17 protein-coding genes are annotated in these 22493 nt (G+C 35.8%); 5 read left to right on the top strand and 12 right to left on the bottom strand.

What is annotated here, in order from left to right; translation table 11 throughout:
• Positions 1-25 precede the first annotated feature (25 nt).
• From WG904_RS01265 to recJ, 3 genes are read right to left on the bottom strand one after another with little or no spacing between them, the layout of a single operon-like run.
• On the bottom strand, positions 26-1534 hold the full coding sequence (locus WG904_RS01265) for a GH3 auxin-responsive promoter family protein (protein WP_339577475.1): 1509 nt from the start codon (positions 1532-1534) through the stop codon (positions 26-28).
• Positions 1535-1544: 10 nt separating this feature from the next.
• Positions 1545-2279, bottom strand: a complete 735-nt coding sequence (gene lptB / locus WG904_RS01260) for an LPS export ABC transporter ATP-binding protein (protein WP_339577474.1) — start codon at positions 2277-2279, stop codon at positions 1545-1547.
• Between the two features lie 40 nt (positions 2280-2319).
• Entirely contained in the window at positions 2320-4017 is a 1698-nt protein-coding gene (gene recJ / locus WG904_RS01255; RefSeq protein ID WP_339578604.1) for a single-stranded-DNA-specific exonuclease RecJ, read from the bottom strand.
• A gap of 97 nt (positions 4018-4114) precedes the next feature.
• Here recJ and WG904_RS01250 point away from each other — a divergent pair, with 97 nt between their 5' ends.
• Positions 4115-4879: an MBL fold metallo-hydrolase gene (locus WG904_RS01250; RefSeq protein WP_339577473.1), complete on the top strand. Its 765-nt coding sequence runs from the start codon at positions 4115-4117 to the stop codon at positions 4877-4879.
• Positions 4880-5092: 213 nt separating this feature from the next.
• Here WG904_RS01250 and WG904_RS01245 read toward each other — a convergent pair whose 3' ends face one another.
• From WG904_RS01245 to WG904_RS01235, 3 genes are all read right to left on the bottom strand, one after another.
• Entirely contained in the window at positions 5093-5491 is a 399-nt protein-coding gene (locus WG904_RS01245) for a response regulator (protein ID WP_339577472.1), read from the bottom strand.
• A gap of 157 nt (positions 5492-5648) precedes the next feature.
• Positions 5649-6245 carry a YceI family protein gene (locus WG904_RS01240; protein ID WP_339577471.1) on the bottom strand — a complete coding sequence of 199 codons (597 nt, stop codon included), beginning with the start codon at positions 6243-6245 and terminating at the stop codon, positions 5649-5651.
• A 121-nt stretch (positions 6246-6366) separates the two neighbouring features.
• The gene (locus WG904_RS01235; RefSeq protein ID WP_339577470.1) at positions 6367-9471 is read right to left on the bottom strand and encodes a glycosyltransferase family 117 protein; all 3105 of its coding nucleotides are present in this window, start codon (positions 9469-9471) and stop codon (positions 6367-6369) included.
• A 372-nt stretch (positions 9472-9843) separates the two neighbouring features.
• Here WG904_RS01235 and WG904_RS01230 point away from each other — a divergent pair, with 372 nt between their 5' ends.
• From WG904_RS01230 to pth, 3 genes are all read left to right on the top strand, one after another.
• Complete coding sequence (locus WG904_RS01230) at positions 9844-10785, top strand: ribose-phosphate pyrophosphokinase (protein ID WP_339577469.1); 942 nt, start codon at positions 9844-9846, stop codon at positions 10783-10785.
• A gap of 65 nt (positions 10786-10850) precedes the next feature.
• Positions 10851-11432, top strand: a complete 582-nt coding sequence (locus WG904_RS01225; RefSeq protein ID WP_339577468.1) for a 50S ribosomal protein L25/general stress protein Ctc — start codon at positions 10851-10853, stop codon at positions 11430-11432.
• Between the two features lie 153 nt (positions 11433-11585).
• Positions 11586-12146: an aminoacyl-tRNA hydrolase gene (pth, locus tag WG904_RS01220; protein WP_339577467.1), complete on the top strand. Its 561-nt coding sequence runs from the start codon at positions 11586-11588 to the stop codon at positions 12144-12146.
• Positions 12147-12231: 85 nt separating this feature from the next.
• On the opposite strand, the gene WG904_RS01215 is transcribed toward pth, so the two are convergent.
• The 6 genes from WG904_RS01215 to WG904_RS01190 form a co-directional block, all read right to left on the bottom strand.
• On the bottom strand, positions 12232-13824 hold the full coding sequence (locus WG904_RS01215; RefSeq protein ID WP_339577466.1) for a response regulator: 1593 nt from the start codon (positions 13822-13824) through the stop codon (positions 12232-12234).
• A gap of 7 nt (positions 13825-13831) precedes the next feature.
• A complete protein-coding gene (locus WG904_RS01210; protein ID WP_339577465.1) occupies positions 13832-14653 on the bottom strand; it encodes a CheR family methyltransferase in 822 nt (273 codons plus the stop codon).
• Positions 14650-18114, bottom strand: coding sequence for a response regulator (locus tag WG904_RS01205; protein ID WP_339577464.1), 3465 nt, complete (start codon positions 18112-18114; stop codon positions 14650-14652). Before WG904_RS01205 ends, WG904_RS01210 begins: the two co-directional genes overlap by 4 nt.
• Before the next feature lie 82 nt (positions 18115-18196).
• Positions 18197-18874, bottom strand: coding sequence for a LytR/AlgR family response regulator transcription factor (locus WG904_RS01200; protein ID WP_339577463.1), 678 nt, complete (start codon positions 18872-18874; stop codon positions 18197-18199).
• A gap of 7 nt (positions 18875-18881) precedes the next feature.
• A complete protein-coding gene (locus WG904_RS01195; protein ID WP_339577462.1) occupies positions 18882-20387 on the bottom strand; it encodes a TlpA family protein disulfide reductase in 1506 nt (501 codons plus the stop codon).
• Positions 20388-20391: 4 nt separating this feature from the next.
• Positions 20392-21906: a sensor histidine kinase gene (locus WG904_RS01190; protein WP_339577461.1), complete on the bottom strand. Its 1515-nt coding sequence runs from the start codon at positions 21904-21906 to the stop codon at positions 20392-20394.
• A gap of 217 nt (positions 21907-22123) precedes the next feature.
• Here WG904_RS01190 and WG904_RS01185 point away from each other — a divergent pair, with 217 nt between their 5' ends.
• Entirely contained in the window at positions 22124-22471 is a 348-nt protein-coding gene (locus WG904_RS01185; protein ID WP_339577460.1) for a Spx/MgsR family RNA polymerase-binding regulatory protein, read from the top strand.
• Positions 22472-22493 lie beyond the last annotated feature (22 nt).

The following is a 22493-nucleotide window of genomic DNA, read 5'->3' as shown; positions in this document are numbered from 1 at the left end:
TTCACAAATCAGCAAATCTTAATTCCTAAAGTAGGGCTAAGATTTCATCTACGTACTGCCTATCGTTCGCTAAACGAGGAACTTTATGCTGACCGCCTAACTTGCCACGGTGTTTGAGCCACTTATAAAATGTATCAACTGGTGCATTGTGTACTTTTGGTCTGCGAAGCGCCATATCTTTAAAGCGCTTAGCATCGTAATCTGAATTAATCTCCCTCAAGGTTTGATCCATCACATCTACAAATAAATCGAAATTAGTAGGTTGCGATTCGAATTCTATGATCCATTCGTGCCCCCCAGCTTCCTCTCCTTTGAAGTAAATAGGGCAAGCAGTATAATCTCTCACTTTGGCCGATGTTGCCGCACAAGCCTTTGCAAGCGCCTGTTCAGCGTTGTCGATAATTACTTCTTCACCAAAAGCATTGATAAAATGTTTTGTTCGGCCCGTAATTTTAATCCTAAATGGATGAAGCGACGTAAATTGAACCGTGTCGCCAATTAAATAACGCCACAAGCCAGCATTCGTAGAAATAATAATCGCATAGTTCTTATTTAGTACTACTTGATCTAGCGAAAGTGTTTTAGGCTGCTCATCGGCTAAATTTTCAATTGGCAGAAATTCATAATAAATACCATAATCGAGCATTAACAATAATTCTTCAGAATGATCTCGATCTTGTATACCGAAAAAACCTTCAGAGGCATTATATGTCTCCAAATAGTACATAGTAGAGGAAGGAATAAGTTCTTTAAACTGTTCGCGGTATGGAGCGAAATTTACAGCGCCATGAAAATACAATTCCAAATTTGGCCAAACTTCCAATAAATTTTTCTTTCCTGTAATTTCGAGTACTTTTTTGGCTAGCACGATAGTCCACGTGGGTACGCCGGCAATATTAGTTACGTTCTCTTTGATGGTGGCTTCTGCCATTTTATCCATCTTTTCTTCGTAATTATCCATTAAGGCAATAGAAATATTAGGTGTTCTATAATATTCGGCCCACATGGGTAAATTTTTAATCAGCACAGCTGATAAATCACCGAAATGGATGTCGTCACAAAGTTGATTGATTTGGTGACTCCCGCCTAATACTAAGCCTTTCCCGGTAAACATCTGAGTGTCGGGCCTATTGTTGCAATAGATCGAAATCATATCCTTACCGCCTTTAAAATGGCATTCTTCGAGTGCTTCTTCTGAAACGGGAATAAATTTGCTTCTATCGCTAGTGGTGCCAGACGATTTGGCAAACCATTTTATTTCTGATGGCCATAATACATTTTGTTCACCTTTTAGCATTCGCTCGATGTAAGGCTTTAGCGTATCATAGTTTTGGATCGGAACACGTTCCCGAAATTGAGCAATGGTGAGAATGGATTTGTAGTCGTATTGTTTTCCCCACTCTGTATTTTGCGCACTTGTAATTAAACTATGCAACCATTCTTCCTGAACATCTAAGGGGTATTTCATAAAAAGCTCAATCTGATGAATGCGCTTTTTCATGTACCATGCAAATATCGAATTAACAATTGCCATTTAATCGAGATTATAGCTTTTTTCTGCGTAATACAAAATTCGAACCTAAATAAACTTTCCTCACCATTTCGTTTGCTGCAAGCACTTCTGGTGTACCCGATTCGAGGATTTTTCCTTCAAATAGCAAATAAGCCCGGTCGGTAATGGATAAGGTTTCTTGCACGTTGTGATCGGTAATGAGGATGCCAATGTTTTTTTCTTTTAAGCGTGCTACAATGGTCTGAATTTCTTCTACCGCAATTGGATCTACCCCTGCGAAAGGTTCATCCAATAAGATAAAATTGGGATTTGCAGCTAAGGCTCTAGCAATTTCAGTACGCCTTCGCTCGCCACCAGAGAGTAAATCGCCTCTGTTTTTTCTAACCTTATGTAAACTAAATTCGTTAATTAACTCTTCGAGCTTGTCTTTTTGTTCCTCCTTGCTCAGCGCAGTCATTTCTAAGATAGCCAAAATGTTATCTTCAACAGTTAGCTTTCTAAAAACACTTGCTTCTTGCGCCAAGTAACCTATTCCTTTTTGTGCGCGACGATACATGGGGTCTTTTGTGATATTTTCTCCTTCTAAAAGGATATTTCCCTCATTTGGTTTTATTAATCCCACAATCATATAAAAAGACGTGGTTTTTCCGGCTCCATTTGGGCCGAGTAAGCCCACAATTTCACCCTGACTTACGTCGAAAGAAACATTGTTCACAACGGTTCTTTGCTTATATTTTTTTACCAGGTTTTCGGCTTTTAAAATCATATCTTTTTTGTCAAACCTCACAGGTTAAAACCCTACGAGATTATGTTAGTTTTATTCCTTTAATATTTAATTGCAATTTCCTCTTTTCTTTCCAAACATTTTCCTCTATGGTATAACATATAGAGAAAAGGGTGTTAGCCTTCAATTTTTCTTCAAAGCTGGCTAGGTTAAAAGCAATGCATTCAAAAATAGCTGAATTTTGTTGCTTTACACTTAATTTTAAATGATTTGTCCCAACAATTTGAGGAAAGCCTGCTAAACTAACACCGTGACTAACAAAAGTTGGGTTCATGTTCTGTGGCCCGAATGGTCCCATCTGCGTTAAAATCCGAAAAAACTTTGCGTCGATCTGTGTTAAGTTAATTTCGGCATCGATAGCAATTTCAGGAATGAGTGCATTCTGACTGATGGTAGCTGCCACTACGCGTTCAAATTTATCAGAAAAAGAAACTAAGTTTTCGGGTTTTAAGGTTAAGCCAGCAGCAAATTTATGTCCGCCAAATTGCTCTAAAAGATCCGAGCATTCGAGTAACGCTTCATAAAGGTCGTAATCTGCAACTGAACGTGCCGACCCCGTATAACTGCCATTAGATTCAGTTAATACAATTGTTGGACGATAGTATTTTTCAGTTAATCGTGAAGCAACAATGCCAATAACGCCTTTATTCCAAGTTTCGTGATAAACTACCGTCGTTTTTCTATTGATGAGCTCTTCACTTTCTTCGATCATGGCCAAAGCTTCAAGGGTAATGGTTTGATCGAACGTTTTACGATCTGTATTTTGTGTGTTAATAAAGGTACTTTGGTCTAGCGCCATGTCAGTTTCACAAAGCAACATTTTTACAGCTTCATTACCATGCGCCATTCGCCCCGCCGCATTAATTCTAGGCGCTAAAATAAACACCACATCGGTAATGGTATAAGAGGTAGTTTTACCCCCCACTGCCATTAGGGCTTTTAAACCAGCACAGGGATTTTCGTTTAATTTTAATAAGCCGAAATGAGCGAGAACCCGATTTTCATCAACAATTGGAACAATATCTGCTGCTATGCTTACCATCGTTAAATCTAAATACTGCTCGTAATTCGAATTTGGTAAATCCATGACCATACAATAGGCCTGAGCTAATTTAAATCCTATTCCGCATCCCGATAATTCTTTAAAAGGATAAGCGCAATCTACTTGTTTAGGATCGAGTACCGCAACAGCTGATGGAATTTCTTCTCCAGGGAGGTGATGATCACAAATGATAAAATCGATGTTTAACGCTGCTGCATAATCTACTTTATCTATTGATCTAATACCGCAATCGAGCGCAATAATCAAGCTAAAACCATTGGTGTTGGCATAATCAATTCCTGCTATGGAGATGCCGTAGCCTTCTTTGTGCCGGTCGGGAATGTAATATTCTATTTTGTTGGTAAATTGTTTGAAAAAGCTAAAGGTAAGTGCAACTGCAGTAGTCCCATCAACGTCGTAATCGCCATAAATTAGTATTTTTTCCTCTTTGTTTAGTGCTAATTTGATCCGTTCAATAGCTTTCTCCATACCTTTCATCAAAAAGGGATCGTGCAATTGGTTCAAATGAGGACGGAAGAAATGACGAGCTTCCTCAAATGTAGAAATGCCTCTTTGCGTTAAAATTTGGGCTAAACTTGGGTCAATATTCAATTCGAGGGCAAGTGCCTCGGTGGTGTTCAGGTTGCCTGTGTTTACCATAGCCCATCTTTTCTCCATTTCCATTCGCTTTTGTACGTATTTTTAATTGGTTAAGCATAGATACAAAAAAGGGATGAATTATTTTGGTTGAATAAATTATTCCTAACTTTATACCATGCAAGTTTTCACCTTACACGAAGGTTCGTACTCCGTAGATTCCACTAAAAAATTTATTCCTTTCGATCCTGCAAAAGATAACCCGAAAGACCGCCCTGCTTCACTATTTATTCACGTCCAGCCCTTTTTAATTCAATTAGATAACGAATTAATTTTATTGGATACCGGTTTGGGTTATAGTGATGAAAATGGTGAACTGCATTTGCATAAAAACATTAAAAAAGCAGGCTTTGATCCACATGATGTAGATTTAGTATTGATGTCGCATTTGCATTTTGATCACTCAGGAGGAATGGTACATCATGTGGGCGATAAAATGGAGTTGAGTTTTCCAAATGCAACCTATGTAATGCAAAGAGGAGAGTGGGAAACCTCTTTTACCAGTACTTCTTCCTCTTACCATACCGAGATCTTCGAATTTTTACAGCGTAATGCGCAATTAAATTTTGTGGAGAATACAGGTCGGCTAAACGATAGAATTAGCTTTGAATTAACAGGAGCACATTGCCCATATCATCAAGTCTTTTTGATTGAAGATGGGGGAGATAAGGTTTTCTTTGGTGGTGATGTACTGCCAGAGCCTGAAGAACTGATTCGGAAGTTTATTGCTAAGTACGATTTTGATGGAAGAAAAGCAATGGAATTGCGTGACGAATTTGGCAAGAAAGCAGCAGCAGAACATTGGAAATGTTTATTTTACCATTCAAAATCTAAATCTCAGGCTTTTGTTGAGCTTGAGGATGATCGATTTAAGATTGTGTAACTTCTACAATTAAAATAAAGGTTTATGCTTTTACCATCTAAGAAATCTTAGAACAGCTTAGCTTTTTCAAGAGCCTTCATTCGTTTTAATCTTGGGCTTTCTTAGATATTTAGGTGGTAAGAACTAAACAATAGGCCTAAGATTTTCTGAGATGTCTTAGATGTTGATAACTAGCCAAATAGCATTAGATGGCGATAAAAAATAGAAAATTTATTATCGTATAGCGTTAACCAATTCAGTTAAACGCTCCATTGAAAGAGGTTTTGAAATAAATCCTTTTACCGCTTTATAGCTTTTGGTTTTTTCGATGTCGTTTTCATAAACAGACGAAGAAAGAATATACATGTCTACCTTCTGCTCAATGCCCAAAGTCTCATAGGCTTCAATAAACTCCCAACCATTCATTACGGGCATGTTAATGTCTATCAAAACCAGCCTGGGTAATTCTTTATTTTGAGAAATAGTTTCGTTTAAATAATCTATAGCTTGTTGACCGTTGTTTCGGGCCACCATCTCGATATTATACCCTGTTTTTTCTACAATCTTTTTTATGATGAATATGTTAATATCGTCATCGTCTATCACTAAAAGGTTCAGCGTATGGTCTAACATGCAATCGGTTGTATAGCCATAAGAAAGCGTTTTCTTATAGTGCTAAAGGTATATATTGCAAATTGAATTCGCAAACGGATTTAAATAAAAAAGGCAATCGCTTTAACAAACGTTTAAAGTTTGTTGAAGTGATTGCCTTTCAAAAAATAAAATGTATTTATTTTTTAACAACTAATTTTACTGCGATGGTAAAATTATCTTCAATCATTTTATCACCTATATCAGAGAATATAGATTTAGATCTATATTGAATGCCGAATTTAGTTCTATCAATTTCAATTTTATCAGCATTTGCTGAAATTGTTTTATCTGCATTCCATGTTAAAGTTGCAGGGAAAGTAATAGAATTGGTAACCCCTTTCATTGTTAAATCGCCAGTTACAGTTACATTAGTGCCGTTACCCGCTACTTTTTTAATTACGAAGCTAGCTCCAGGAAATTTATCTACACCAAAAAAGTCGTCTGATTTTAAATGTCTATCTAATGAAGCATTTGGTCTGCCGTTATCCATAACTCTAAGCGTACTCATACTTGCTGCAAAGTTACCTCCAGTTAATTTTTTACCATTAAATACTAAACTTCCAGCAGTTAAATCTATAAAACCAGTGTGACCACCGGTTAATTTTTTTGCTTCCCAAGAAATAGTAGATTTTGTTAAGTCTACGGTATACGTGTCGGCTTTTGGTGTAAAAGCTAAGAATGATATGCTGGCTAAAACAGCTACTGTTAAAATTGCACTAAGTTTTAATTTCATTTTTATTTTTTTTTGATTAATTAAAGTAAAGGTATCTATTTTAATTGGACGCTTACTTATCCTATGTTAAGAATTAAAAAAAGTAATAAGGTTTAATTGATAAAAATTTTCCACGTTTAATTTACTGCTGCGGACCAAAAAACAAATTAAATCTAGCATATAGCGTATTATATTGGTTCTCTAAATCTTTAGCTAGTTTTGTTTGTTGATATTGTGCTGCAATTTTTGCCATTGGATCTAATCCATATACTAATGCCATCTGTACATTCCTTCCGCCAACTAATATGCCTTTACTCTTCGAAACATCGGCTAAATAGCCAACCTCCTTTTGTATGTAGAGGGCTGATTTTTTGATCAATTCGTTTGCTTTCTCTGTTTCGCCCAAAATATATAAATTTTGTGCCCTTTCAGGAACGCCCATCATGGTTCTAATACCATAGATTTTTGTAGGCATTACTTCATCGTATTTACGAACCACTTTTTTGGCATCTTCCAATCTTCCTGCTTTAATCAAACCTGTAGTTAAGCTGTTAAAAATATTGTTGAATATTGAAATGTCATCAGCGGATTGCGAGTCTAAATAACTTGCCGTTTTTACATTACCCCACTTAAATTTATTCATTACATGGGCATACATGGGATCTAAGTTAATAGGTTGCTCACCGGTACGTTCAGCGCTGTTTAAGCTATCTTGTTTCAAAGGCAATAAACGAAGTGCTAATCCTTCGCTATATAGATAGTTATCAAGTCCGTTAAATTGCGACGAAGGTACCGTACTACAAAAATAAATAGGACGCTTCCAGTTGTTATGTGCTAAAATATCTAAGAAAGCTAGGGTACCCTTAGTTACATAGCCCTTATTAAATTTCCATTCCATTGTAGAGGCAATTTTATCAGCTGCTGCTGCAGGAACCGTTCCCGTTTTAATTACATCTTGTGCATTTACCGTTAATTTTAAATTCTTGGTTGGAATGAAATTAGTTTTGCTACCATCACTTAATGCTAATTTATCCGATTCGCTATCAGAAAGTAACAGATCTACAATTTGTTTAAGCTCTACAGATTCTGCAATTTTATAATCCTGGTAGTACATTACATCGCGAACGCCCGCAACATACTGACTAGGTTTCATGGACAGTGGTAACGCTTCTGATTCGTGAACTTTTCGCTTCATATTGTTGATGTACCAATCGGTATCAAATAAACTTAAATTTACCAAGCGAATATCGGGACGAACATTTTCCACTTCTTGTGCATACCAAAGCGGATACGTATCATTATCTCCATAGGTAAACAAAATAGCGTTAGGAGCACATGATTCGAGGTAACTTACCGCAATATCGTGCGGCACCATTTTGCTAGAACGATCATGATCGTCCCAACCTTGAGCAGCCATAAGTACCGGAGCGCAGGCCATAGCAATAGCTGTAGCACCAATTGCTGCGGTTTTAGCAGTTAATTTCTTTTCTAAAAATTCTTTAATGGCTAATGCTCCTAAACCAATCCAAATGGCAAATGCATAGAACGAACCTACATAAGCATAATCTCTTTCTCTAGGTTCTAAAGGCTTCTGGTTAAGGTAGAGTACGATGGCCATTCCGGTAAAGAAGAATAATAAGCCGATAATGCCTGCGTCTTTTTGGTTACGTTTAAAGTGCCATAAAGCACCTAAAATCCCTAAAATTAAAGGCAAAAAGAAGAATCGATTATACGAGTTGCTTTCTACTATAGATGGAGGTAAATTAGTTTGATCACCCAACAGAATTCCATCTATAGGTTTTATTCCGCTTAGCCATTGCCCTTCGTACACGCTACCTTGACCCTGATCGTCGTTCTGGCGACCAGCGAAATTCCACATAAAGTAACGCATATACATCAAACCAGTTTGGTATTTTAAGAAGAAGCCAAAGTTTTTTCCGAAGCCCGGAACATCCGAATCGCTGAGGTTCATCATGTCTTTATAATAATTTACATGAGCCGCTTCATCGCTATACATTCTAGGGAAAAATACCGTGCCTTGTAATCGTTTTATACTATCTGGAAAGTCTTCATTTACTCCATATACTTGTTCTGTCTTTTTACCAGCGATTTCGTATTTATCAATTCCTTTTCTATAACTAATCCCTGTTTCTTTATAAACGGGGCGACCATTCTCATCATATTTAGGCTGAGAATTATAATTCGGGCCAAATAAAAGTGGTCTATCGCCATATTGTTCACGGTTAAGGTAGCTTAAAAATGAAAAAGCATTATCTGGATCACTATTATTTAAATTAGGTTTAGCCTGCGCCCTAATTACAATCATTGCGAATGAACCGTAACCAAAAATAACCAAGACGGTTGATACAAGTGCAAGGTTTAAAATTCTTTTTTGATGCTTAATTGAATAGCGAATTCCGAACGTAAGGCCAGCAATTAAAAGGAATGCAAAGGCGAGTACACCTGTTCCAAAACCTAATCCGAGTGTGTTTACAAAAAATAAATCGAAATACGCTCCGAACGACACTAGGTACTGAATAATACCATATTGAATAACCGCTAAGATTAAAATCCCGATACCAAATGTTTTTAAAATACCTTTTGTAGTAGCTTGTTTAGTTTTCTTGAAGTAATATACAAATGCGATTGCAGGTATAGTTAGTAAGTTTAATAAGTGAATACCTATTGATAAACCCATAATATAGGCAATAAACAACAACCATTTATCAGCATGAGGTTCATCAGCAATGGCTTCCCATTTTAAAATAGCCCAAAATACGATTGCAGTAAAGAGCGATGAAAGTGCATAAACTTCCGATTCTACAGCAGAGAACCAAAAACTATCTGAAAAAGTATACGCTAAAGCACCTACGGCTCCAGCACCCATTATACTTATCATTTTCGAAGTGGTTACCTCTTCGCCTACTTTAATAAGCGTCTTTTTCGCTAAAGCAGTAATGGTCCAAAACAAAAACAATATCGTAGCACCACTCGCCACTGCCGATCCAACATTCATAAAATACGCTACCTTATTTACATCGCCCATGGCGAAGAGCGAAAAGAAGCGTTGAATCATTAAGAAAAGTGGTGCGCCTGGTTGGTGAACAACTTGCATTTTGAGCGCAGAAGCAATGAACTCTCCGCAATCCCAAAAACTAACCGATGGTTCTAAAGTTAAAATATAGGTTAATGTGGCGATGAAAAAACAAATCCAGCCTATAATGTTGTTCGTTTTTGAATAATTCATTGTATAAATTGATAATTACAAAAATGTTTTGCGCTTAAATGCTGCCGAAAATAAAGAAATAGATTGATATAACTATAAATAATTAATACGTTTAACATTTTTTAAGGGTTTAAAGGGGTGTAAAACGGGGTTTTAAGAAATATTTAATTTTTTTTGAATTCAGACTTGCAGCTAAAAAAAATAAACGTAAATTTGCATTCCATTTCAGAACAACGTTAGGTAATGGAGAATTGTCCGATAGTATAAGGGTAGTACAACGGTTTTTGGTACCGTTTGTCTTGGTTCGAATCCAGGTCGGACAACAAATTTTTTTCGGATTGTGAATAAAACCGCAATCCGATTTTTTTTAACCAGCATTGATACCCGCAAATCATGCCATTGCAATTTAACCCAGTTAAGATTTTTGCCGGAAGCGGTACAAAGGAATTAGCGAATAGAATTGCCGAAGATTACGGCAAGCCTCTAGGAAGCGTAACGTTAAGTCGGTTCAGCGATGGCGAGTTTCAGCCTTCTTTTGACGAATCGATAAGGGGTAGTGATGTTTTCTTAGTCCAATCTACTTATCAGCCTAGCGATAATTTAATGGAACTTCTGTTAATGGTTGATGCAGCAAGAAGAGCATCGGCACATTACATTACCGCAGTTGTTCCGTATTATGGCCTAGCGCGTCAAGATAGAAAAGATAAACCTCGTGTAGCAATAGGAGCAAAGTTGGTTGCTAATTTACTGAAAACTGCAGGAATTCATCGCATCATGACAATGGATTTACATGCTGCACAGATACAAGGTTTCTTTGATATTCCGGTAGATCACTTAGATGGATCGGTTATTTTTGTACCTTATATCAAAAGCTTAGGCTTGAAGAATTTAACAATTGCTTCTCCAGATATGGGTGGGTCTTACCGAGCACGTACTTTTGCGAAGTTTTTTAATGCGGAAGTGGTAATTTGTGATAAACGTCGTTTACGGGCCAACGAAATCGAATCGATGTCGATTATTGGAGATGTAAAAGGCTTAGATGTGGTGTTGATGGATGATATTTGCGATACCGCAGGTACATTAGCCAAAGCTGCTGCATTAATTATGGAAAATGGTGCAAATAGTGTTAGAGCGGTTTGTACACATGCTGTTTTATCAGGTAAGGCCTACGAAACGGTAGAGAACTCTATGTTAGAAGAATTGATCGTAACCGATACTATTCCATTAAAACAAGAGAGCAATAAAATACGAGTGCTTAGCACCGCTCCATTATTTGCAAAGGCCATTGCTAATGTAAATGAGCATGGTTCGATAAGTGACTTATTTCGGGTTTAATTAGCAAATGAGCTAATTAGCCAATTTGCTAATTAATTTAACAATTAAAATAAATATATAACAAGATGAAAACAATCGCAATTAGCGGTTCTCCAAGAGAGAACGTAGGGAAACGCGATGCTAAAGAGCTTCGCTATGAAGGTAAAGTTCCCGCAGTATTGTATGGTGGTAAAGAGCAAGTGCACTTTGCAGTATTAAGAACCGATTTAAACGAAGCTATCTATACTCCAGAAGCTAACTTTTTAGAAATTACTATCGGCGGTACTAAAACTAAAGCTATTATTAAAGAAGTACAATTTCACCCACTAACTGATTTATTATTACACGTAGATTTTCTACAATTATTTGATGATAAAGAAATTGTAATGGAAATTCCTGTTAAACTAACCGGAACATCTCCAGGTGTGAAAATGGGTGGTAAATTGGTTCAAAAATTACGTAAATTACGTGTTAAATCATTGCCTAAAAGCATGCCACAAGTAGTTGAAGTAAGCATTGCCAAAATGGAAGTTGGAAATTTATTCCGCGTACGCGATTTGCAAAAAGGCGACTACGTAGTTACCAATACTCCAGAAGATACGATCGTTTCTGTGGCTATGTCTAGAGCATTAAAACAAGCAGAGACTGAAGCCGCTAAAGGTAAGTAATTACAGGTTTCTTATAAGATTAGGCGGCATAGAATTCATTCTATGCCGTTTTTTTATTTGGGAATATAGTGGAATACAAGATTTCATCAATTCTTAAAGGAGACTCTAGATCCAGAACTTTCGACTGCAAACTTTTTAAATTATCTTTACAAAATGAAATACCTAATTGTTGGCCTTGGTAATATCGGACCAGAATATGCAAATACAAGGCATAATATTGGTTTTAACATTGCCGATGAGTTAGTTAAAGATCTTGGAGGCAATTTTGAACTTTTAAAGCTCGCTTATTACGCCGAAGTTGGTTTTAAAGGCAAAAAGTTGCACGTAATAAAACCCACCACATTCATGAATTTGAGTGGCAAGGCGGTTAATTATTGGATGAAAGAACTTAAAATTCTGCCCGAAAATGTACTGGTTGTTGTAGATGATCTAGCCCTACCTTTAGGTAAATTAAGAATGAAATTGCAGGGAAGTAGTGCTGGACATAACGGGCTAAAAAGTATTGAAGAGCTTTGTGGTGGACAAAATTACGCTCGTCTCCGGTTCGGAATTAGCGATAACTTTAGAAAAGGAATGCAAGCGAATTATGTACTCGGCCCATTTGATAAAGACGAGCAAAAAGAATTGCCCGTTTTAATTAATCGTGGAGTAACGATGATTAAAAGTTTTGTGAGCATTGGCGCCGCCCAAACCATGACCTTATTTAATAAATAGACACTCACTTTTTTACCAGTAACTTACTTTTTTACCAGCTCAATAAATTTATCTTTTTTTAAAAAATTAGCCTACCCGATGTTATTTATTTTAATAAGAATCGACTAATTTTATCATGTAAAAGTTGAGGATCAAACGATTTATTTAAAATATCGTTGGCACCTGCATCCATAGCAACCTGCTTGTCTGCTTCCATTACCGCAGCAGAAAAATTAATAATCGGAATATTTTCTTTACCGAGAACAGCCCCACTTCGAATTAATTTAATCGCATCAAGCCCATTCATAACGGGCATGTATGTATCCATTAGCACTAAATCATACTCGTTTTTATGAAGTTTATCTATCGCATCTTGGCCATTTTCTACCACTTCAACCTCTATATTCCAGCCTTTTAGAATTCGGAGAATTAGAAAGGTATTTATTGGGTTGTCTTCGGCTAGCAGGATTTTAACATTATTAAATGGTTTCAACACGGTACTTTTAATTTTTGCATGATTTTGGTTAGCTGGTGAAGATACAACTTCATACCAATTTGTAAAAGTAAAAAGACTTCCTTTGCCTTCTTCACTTTCCACATTCAACGTGCCACCTTTCAGCTTCGCTAATTTTTTAACAATGGATAAACCTAGTCCAGTTCCGCCAAATTTAACCGTTGTTTGCTCGTCGGCCTGTTCAAATACTTCAAATATTTTATCTATATTTTCTTTGGCAATCCCAATTCCGGTATCGATAACCGAAAATTGAATTTTCAAATTGTTTCCTTTTTTATCTAATACCTCAACTTTTAAGGATACTGAGCCTTTGTCTGTAAACTTGATTGCATTCCCAACCAGGTTCATCAAGATTTGATTTAAACGTAACGAATCGACGATAATTTTTTCGGGCAAGTTAGGGTCTATTGTTATAATTAGATCGATGTTCTTTTCTTTTGCACCGATTTTTAACAAATTGATAACCGCATTGCACAGTTCGATAATTTTTGTTTCGCTTCTATTAATTTTGAATTTACCTGATTCGATTTTTGAAAGATCTAATACATCGTTAATTACGCCCAGTAAAGAAGAAGAAGAAGTTTTTAAAAGGGTTAGCATTTCTGCCTGGTTATCACTTACCTCTGTTTGGGATAGCAAGTTAATAAGACCAATAATCCCATTAATGGGCGTGCGTATTTCGTGGCTCATATTGGCTAGAAAATTCTCTTTAATTCTTTTGCCTTGCTCGGCAAGTTCTTTAGCTTGAATTAACTCTTTTTGATATTTTTCGAGTTGAGTATTTTTCTTTCTGATTTCTCGTTGGTTACGAACAATCTGAATAAAGGAGTCGACTTTAGCCGAGGTTACAAAAGGATTTAGCGGCTTATATAAGTAGTCTACTGCACCAGCATTTAATCCTTTAACAGCATATTTTGTTTCCATTGAAATAGCGGTAACAAAAATTACAAGAATATCTTTTGTGCGCGGGTTGCTTTTTAAAATTTCTACCAGTTCAAATCCATCCATTTCGGGCATTTGAACATCTACCAATGCAATCGCTATATCGTGCTCCCAAGATATCCGAAGAGCTTCATTGGGGAGGGTTGTTGAAATGATATTTACATCATCTCGTTTAATAAGCGCATCGAGTGCAATAATGTTTTCGATTCTATCGTCAACGATTAGAATATTAATTTTTTCCATGTGCCTATTAATCTATTCGTTGGTAGATATTATTCTTTTTATCCACCACTTTAAATCTATTTTTTAAATCGGTATTTCTAATGGTTTCTTTTGAGCCCAAACATAAAAAGCCAAACCTAGCTAAACTATTATAAAATAGTTCAATCACTTTATTTTGGAGCTCCACATTAAAATAAATAAGCACATTTCGACAAGAAATAATCTGAAATTCGTTAAAGATGCCATCCGACACCAGATTGTGTGCTGAAAAAAGCACATTTTTTTTAATAGAGTGTTTAATCGAAACTGCATCGTATTTCGCTGTATAGTATTTTGAAAGTGAATTTAACGCGCCAGATGCACTATAATTCTCAGAATTTTGCTTCATTTTCGTTAATTCATAAATCCCACTTTTCGCGATTTTTAAAACTTCTGTATTAATATCTGTACCATAAAAAAAACTTCTATTGTATAAATTTTCTTCCGAAAACAATATGGCAAAAGAATAGAGTTCCTCTCCGGTAGAACATCCAGCATTCCAAACTTTAATCCGTTGATAAGAACGAAGATAAGGAATAATATGTTCTCTAATCGATTTGTAAAAGAGCGGGTCTCTGAACATTTCGGTAACATTTACAGTTACTTTGCATAGGAAATCCTCAAAATACTCTTCATCATTTATAATGCAATTACGTAAATCAAATACACTTAGTTTTTGCAAGTGCAAAATTTTAGTCACCTGACGTTTAAATGAGGCAGGCGAATAATTACTAAAATCGAATCCATGCACATTTTTTATCAGATGAATTAAATCATCTAGTTGCTCGCTACTAATATGCTCACTTATCATTTGCTTAACCAAACCCTCATCATTGATAATAATTCATCCACATCAACTGGTTTAGAAATATAGTCGCTTGCACCAGCTTCAATGCATTTTTCTCGATCATTTTTCATCGCCTTTGCTGTTAATGCAATAATTGGCAAGTTAGCAAAGCTTTTTTTCTGTCGTATTAGAGTCATCGCTTCATATCCATCCATTTCCGGCATCATAATGTCCATTAACACTAAATCGATATCGTGAATCTTGTCGAGCTTCTCTATCGCTTCTCTTCCATTGTTAGCAATTACAATTTGCATTTCGTAGGACTGCAATGCGGTAGAAAGCGCAAAAATATTTCTCATATCGTCGTCTGTTATTAAGATTTTTTTGCCATACAGCGACTTTTCTGCTACAGAAATTGCAGGACTTTTTGTCTTAGTGTTCTTTTTGTGCTCTATTTTTAGCTTATTCATGAATAAACTAACTTCATCAATTAGTCTATCGTTAGATTTATTAGACTTTAGAACCATGGCTTCCGAATAATGAAGAATTTTATCCATCTGATCTTTATGAAGTTCCATCGCTGTGTTAATTACAACCGGAATAGACTGAAGCTTAGGTTGGGATTTAATTTGGTCTAATAACTCAAATCCAGATATATCTGGTAGGTTAAGGTCGAGAATGATACAATCAAAAGAAGATGTTTTTAAGGCAGCTAAGGCTTCTTCTCCGGTATAGGCTTGTGTAACATTAACGCCTTTGTCTAATAGTTGCTGGGTTAGAATTTTACTTTGAAGTTCTTGATCTTCGATTAGTAAAACGGTATTTAGAATAAAATCGTCTGGGATTTGAGCAAAAAGATGAAATGCAGTCGCCAATTCATCTTCGCCAATTGGTTTTTTTAAGAAACCAATAGCGCCCTCCCTTTTCGCTTTCTCCACTTTTTCGTCGCCTGCCGACATCATATGTACTGGAATATGCTTAGTAATTGGGTTACTCTTCAGCTTTTTTAGAATGGTCCATCCATCCATAATTGGCAACATAATATCCAAAATAATGGCGTTTGGTAAGGTAGTGGTCGCCAAGTCCAAACCTACATCTCCACTATGTGCAAGTATGGGGTTAAATCCTTTCTCGATAGCATAATTTTTTAAAATTTCAGCGAAATTTAAATCGTCTTCAACAATTAATAAGGTGTTTTTATCAGAGTTTAAATTTAAAGGTTGCGCAAAGGTGATGCTTGGCTCATTTAATTCTAAATCGTTAACCCCTTCAAATTCTTCAGTTTCAGTTTTAATTTCTAAATGTTGGGGGATGAATAAAGTAAATGTACTTCCCTTATTTGGCTCGCTTTTGATTTGGATTTCGCCGCCCAAAATATGAGCCAGTTCTTTACTGATCGATAAACCTAAGCCTGTTCCTCCATACTTTCTACTTGTAGACCCATCTGCTTGTTGAAAAGCTTCAAAGATAACAGCTTGTTTATCTTCCGGGATCCCAATTCCTGTGTCTTTAACGGCAATCGAAATAATGGTTTCGGTACTGGTTTTTAAATGGTTGGAATAATAAAATGCATCTTCATTGGCCTTCGCTAAAGTTAAGGTTACACTGCCTTTTTCAGGGGTGAATTTAAAAGCATTTGACAACAAATTCTTAATGATTTGAGCTAAACGCGATAAATCGGTCGTTAAATCAGCAGGTAGGTTAGGTGATAAGTCGACCTCAAATTTTATTTTCTTATTTTTTGCTACTTCCGTAAATAAGGCATCTATATCTCTTTTTACATCTTGAGGTGTCACTTTCTCGATGGTTAAATCAATTTTTCCTGATTCAATTTTCGATAAATCTAGAATGTCGTTAATTAAGTTTAGGAGATCGGTTCCAGCATTTTGAATTACACTAGCATATTTTATCTGGTCTTCATTCAAATTAAAAGGCTTGTTCTCTTTTAAAATCCGAGCAAGGATAAGGATACTATTTAAAGGTGTACGTAATTCATGGCTCATGTTAGCCAAAAACTCTGATTTATATTTGCTTGAGGCTTCTAGTTCCTGTGCTTTTAAGCTAATTGCTTCTCGTGCTTGGCTAATCGAAACATTTTTTTCCTCAAGTAATTGTGCTTTTGCTTCGAGTTCGGCATTAGTTTGTTGCAATTCTTCTTGCTGTACTCTCAACTCTTCTTCCGAAGCTTGTAATTCTTCCGATTTATGAAGTAACTCTTCATTCGTAGCCCTTAGTTCTTCTTGTTGGGTTTCAAGTTCTTCAGCTTGCTGTTGGGTTTGCTCGAATAATTCTCTTAATATAATCCTTGCTAACGCACTATTAATGGAAATACCAATATTTTCGGCAACGCCTTTTAGAAATAAAAGCGTAGATACTTGAGGAGAATCTTTTAAGCCTAGTTCGATCACAGCAATGGTTTCATTTTCGAATAAGATGGGAGTTAGAAGGATAAAATTTGGAGGAGTTTGACCTAAGCCCGAACTTATTTTTACATAGTCACTTGGTACATTACTTAAAAGTTTTTGTTCTTTTTCTAATGCAACTTGTCCCACTAACCCCTCGCCAAAAAGGAAACGTTCTTTTTGTTTCTTTAAAGGATAGGCGTAGGCTCCAGTGAGTGTTAAACTCCTGTCTTTAACATTGCTGAGAAAAATGGCGCCGATTGGGGCATCAACATAAGTGCAAATACTGCTAATAATATGATTAGCTAATTCGTCCATTTCCTGCTCTCCCCTGAGCGATTCATTTACTTTTGCAGCTCCCGATAACAACCAATTTTTTTCCTCATTCTCTGAAGAGAGCATTTTTAATTGAGCATTATTTTCTCTAATTTGAATCTCTGTCTCTTTTTGCTGATCAAAGGTTCGCCTTATATAAGAAAGAAGAAATAAAATTAATCCAAATATGATAACCGAGCTTAAAAGTACAATAAGTGTAGTTTGTTTACTACTTCTTAGGGTTTCTGCTTTTCTTTCTTCCAAAAGCACAGTTTCATCTTTAATCATCTGCTGACTAATTTTTAGCATTTGATCTTTGTAAAACTTACCTTTATCAGTAGAAATTAGACGAGTTGCAGCTTCTTTACCTTGCGTATCGTTAACCGAAACCACCTGTTCCATATTAGCAATTTTCAGTTCTGCATAATACAAGAGCGAATCAGCATTGCTTAATTGAGTTGGATTATCGCTAATAATTAATTTTAATTCATTAATAATAGGCGCAATTTTTTTAGTGCTTTGTATAAATGGAGTAAGATAGCTCTCTTTTTGGGTTAGAATATACCCTCTCATCCCACTTTCTGAATTCAATAGGTGACCTTCAGTTTGCCTTAATTTATCAATTACCTCATAGGTGTGCGTTTGCCAAGCACCATCATCATTTAACTTTTTAATACTTAGATAAGAACTTATTGCAGAAATTAACACAAAAGTTAAAGTAACCGCAAAGCCAGTGAGAACTTGTTGCTTAAAAGAGAGTTTAAACATCTGTTAGTGATTGATAAATCTTAAACAATTATAAACATAATCGGAGATTAATCAATTGCAAATGGGAAAAAAGAAAATACACCTATAATTGCAAGGCTTGAGCATAAGTTGCACCTATTGGAACAACCTTATCGTTGACCCAAACTTGAGAGCGATCGAACTTGGTAATTTTATTCTTAGCTACTATAAATGTTCGATGCACTCTGATAAATTCTTTAGGAGGTAAAAGATCGACGATTTCATTTATTGTTATTCTTGAACTCAGCATTTTACCCTCTTTAAGGTGGAGTTGGGTATAGTTCCCAGACGCCTCAATGTATAGAATATCGTCTAAAAATACTTTTATCTGTTCATAGCCATCTTTGACAAAGATAAAGGCTGGCTTAAATTCGCCAGAGTTGGTGCGTAAGTCAAACAATTCTTTCGCTTTGTGACAAGCTTTTAGAAAACGAGAGAGCGAAAAGGGTTTTAACAGATAGTCTACCGCATCTAATTCAAAACTTTGAACGGCATGTTCGCTATAAGCTGTTGTAAAAATAATCATCGGAGGCCTGCTTAGGGTTTTCACAAAATCAATTCCACTAATATCTGGCATCTTGATATCGAGAAAAATAAGATCTACTTTGTGTTGTTGCAAATAGGTAATGGCATCAAATGCATTGGTAAAACATGCATTTAACTCTACAAAGGGAACTTTTGAGGCATGTGCAGCTACAATATCGAGTGCAATGGGTTCATCATCTATCGCAATGGCAATCATTTTAGTATTACTTCAAGAATTGTTCAATTTGTGTATAAAGTTCTTCTTTTTGACTAGGTCTTTTGGCTTTACTTACCACAAGTTTACCCGCTTTGTCAAATATAAAGTATTGCGGATAATATTCAGCCTTGTCTTCTGCATTTGCCAAAAGTTCTTTCCAGAAAGGAACAATGGTTTGCCTGGTTTTGCGGAGATGCAAACCTTCCATGTTGTTGGTAATGATAAATTCCCTCCACTTAGGATCTAGACTTTCTTCGTCTAAATCTAAATAAACAAAAGCCACCTCTTTACCCTTAAATTTTGCCTTTAAATCGGGAACATACTTTAATTCCTCCTTGCATGGCCCACACCAAGTACCCCATACATCTAATAAAACTACTTTGCCTTTTAAGGGCTTAATGACATCATAGATGGAACGTGTTGTTTCGAAATTGTTAACAATTTGGATGTTCTTGTTCTTCTCATTAATGGCCCATTGTAATTTTAGCTTTGCTATCCGTTTTTTTGCATCCAAAACTAACGCTCCGGTTTTAAATTGCTTGGTATAGGCATCAACTAAAGGTGCTAACAACCGAATATCATTAGAATTATATACATCAATAATTTCTTTATAGGTTAACTGTTCAATTACCTTTAGAGGTAATTGGATATTATTAGCCAGCATCCATCTCAAATAAGGCTTGCCAAATTTGCGCTCAACTACATTTGCACTATCGTAACTAATTTTATAAAAATCGAGAGGCTCCTTGTCCGACAATCCTTTTTTATCTTTATTAGCTATTGTTTTTGGGCCCAAATAACCTAAATAGTATCTTATAAACGCATAATATTGTGGTCCAGCCGGAAAGACTTCAGGTTTAGTTGATAGAGGATCGTACAGATGTAAATAAAAATCATTTGCAATTTTTTTGTCGGGTATAATATATCTTATTTCTTGTAAAATATTAAGAGTATGGTACTTTATTTCAGCTATAATTAAAGATTTGTCTTGATTGGAAATTGAAGAAGATTTTACCAATTCAATATTGCTGTCCCTGATTTTCATCATAGGTTTGATTGCTTTTTCTTCGACTGCAGAAATGCTAGTAAGCGAATCGTTGAAAACCTTTCCTTTTAACATGAAGAAAGGTTGTTCATTAAGGTTTATCTGTGTTAGTAATTGATTTTCTTTTGCCGAGGTCCCCGAGACTGTACTAACGGTGCTATCTTGTGTTTTACATAATACGTGTAAAGACTTCCCTGGCGTTAACAAATACGTATAAAATGTTTTTTCGAAAATGAGGTCGCCAAATTTTTTCTCCTTAATCGGAAGGTCGATGCTGAAATTCCCGTTTTTATCAATGGGAATGTTAATTTCGGTGTCCCCATTATAACCGTAAACAATCGGGATGTTAACTTTTAACGTTTCTTTGCCTGAATAGTTTGCAATTTTTCCGCTCAAATTGAACTGGGCATTGCTCTGAACAGATGCCACCATTAGTAAAACAAATGTGATCATTTTTAAAAGTCTCATACGATTACAATTGCATAGTTAAATGGATAAAGAATTCTTTAGCGCTTTCGCGGATGATTAACTCGTGCTTGCCAGGATATAATAAAGCCAAACGTTGTTTCACATTTTGCAAACCGATGCCACTTTTAAATTTCTCAGGGTCAGTATCGGGCTTGATGTGAATGCTATTATGAACATCAAAATATAGAGTTTTGTCTTTCGTTTGAAGCGTTACTTTAATGTATGATGGGTGTTGTAGACTTATACCATGCTTAAATGCATTTTCTACGAATGGGATTAATAACATAGGGGTTATCTCTAAGTTGTTCAATTGAGGCTCAATTTGAACATCGATAACAATGTCGGCTGAGCGAGAGGTTCTCAATTTTTGCAATGCGATGTAATTTTCAAGGTAGTCTACATCACGTGTAAGCGAAATTCGTTCTTGCACGTTTTCATGTAACATAAAACGCATCATATCGCCAAGCTTTTGTATGCCTTCGCCAGTACGCTCGGCATTTTCTTGCAAAGCAGTTCCATACAAGGTATTAAGGGCATTAAATAAGAAGTGAGGATTAATCTGCGATTGTAGGAAGCTTAAACTTGCGTCAGATTTGCCAAGCTCTTGCTTTAGGTAGCTAATTTCAGATTTGTTTTTTAAGCGATAGTTATAAATTAACCATGTAAATGGAGTGGTAAATAAGCAATGAACGCCCATGTTAAAGGTAAATATGATTGGCCAAGTATCTCCGTCCTGGTAAAGTAGTGTGGCAATTAATGCAATAAAACTAGCGGTTAATGCAATTAATAAAATGCTACGCCATAAATATCCCCAAAAGCCAATATTCATGTTTTTTAAGTCCGGGAGTAGCCTATAAAGAGAATAGCCGTATTGTAAAATTCCAAGTGGAACTACAAAGGCCCAAATAATTGCATAGTCATCTTTCCTGGCTTGTGTAATGAGCAAAAACAAAATAAATAACCATACTACGGCGGCAAATGCACACTCTTGCATGATTTTAGGATATTTATAGTTGAATTCAATGTGCTTTAGTGCGGCCGGAGCATAGGTTTTTACTAAAACATATAATGCAAACATCGCCATTGTATACATAGCAAAGGTATAACCCTTCACAAAAAGGTGGAAATAGGCTTCTGTAATATTGCTATACTCTACCAACAAATACGCCTTACTATAGGTATACCCAATGCTAGTAAAAAGTCCATATAGAAAGAGTACCGAAAACAGTAAAAATACATTTAATAATGTATTCGCTTGCTTAATGAGTGCCGGGATCAAATAAAAATTCAAGAGTAAAAAAACAAAGTAAAATGAAGTGGCATTAATTAATTTTGGAAGAAAGTAATGAGGTAAATACGAAAAATTAATACCAGAATTTCTAAATGGATACATCTGATAAGAATAAAAGTTTCCAGACGACGTATCTTGATCGATATTAACAACCATCAAGAATAGCGTTAATAAGTATATTCCTGTAGCAACCCAAAATTCGATCTTTTGTAAATCTTTACTGTTCATAATTTAGTTTTTGATGATGCAATTTTAAGAAGGATCGTGCTATTAATTTAAAAAATGTGACCAAAGAGTTAAAAAATGTGATAGAATTCTGTTGCGTGTTGCGAGTTACAAGTTGAAAGACCGGATTTTTGAAAAGAATTTTAGGCAAATTCAAGTTGAAACGTTAAACTTGCAAGGTGTTTATGAACCCAGACACGCAACCCCTAACACAATAACCATGAAACTATACGGAATCCCAAATTGCAATACGGTAAAAAAAGCGCAGGATTGGTTAAAGGCAAATTCCATAGCCTTTGAATTCCACGATTTTAAAAAGAAAGGTATTACTGCAGCAAAATTAAACGAATGGTTTAATGCGTTTGGCTGGGAAAAAACCATCAATAAAAATGGATTAACTTTTAAGAAATTAAATAAACATGAACGGTTAGCTATTAACTCTCCAGAAAAGGCAATTTCCTATTTAATAAATAATACCAGTGCTATTAAACGCCCTATTATTGAGATAAATGAACGTCCAATAATCATAGGATTTGACGAAGAGGGGTATCAGAAAGCGCTACAATAAATAGTGATGCCATTCGATTGTG

It is taken from the genome of Pedobacter anseongensis (assembly GCF_037482965.1).
GTDB classification, from domain to species: domain Bacteria; phylum Bacteroidota; class Bacteroidia; order Sphingobacteriales; family Sphingobacteriaceae; genus Pedobacter; species Pedobacter anseongensis.
Note: the sequence above shows the minus strand (reverse complement) of the source record. Positions and strands in the feature narration are given on the sequence as shown.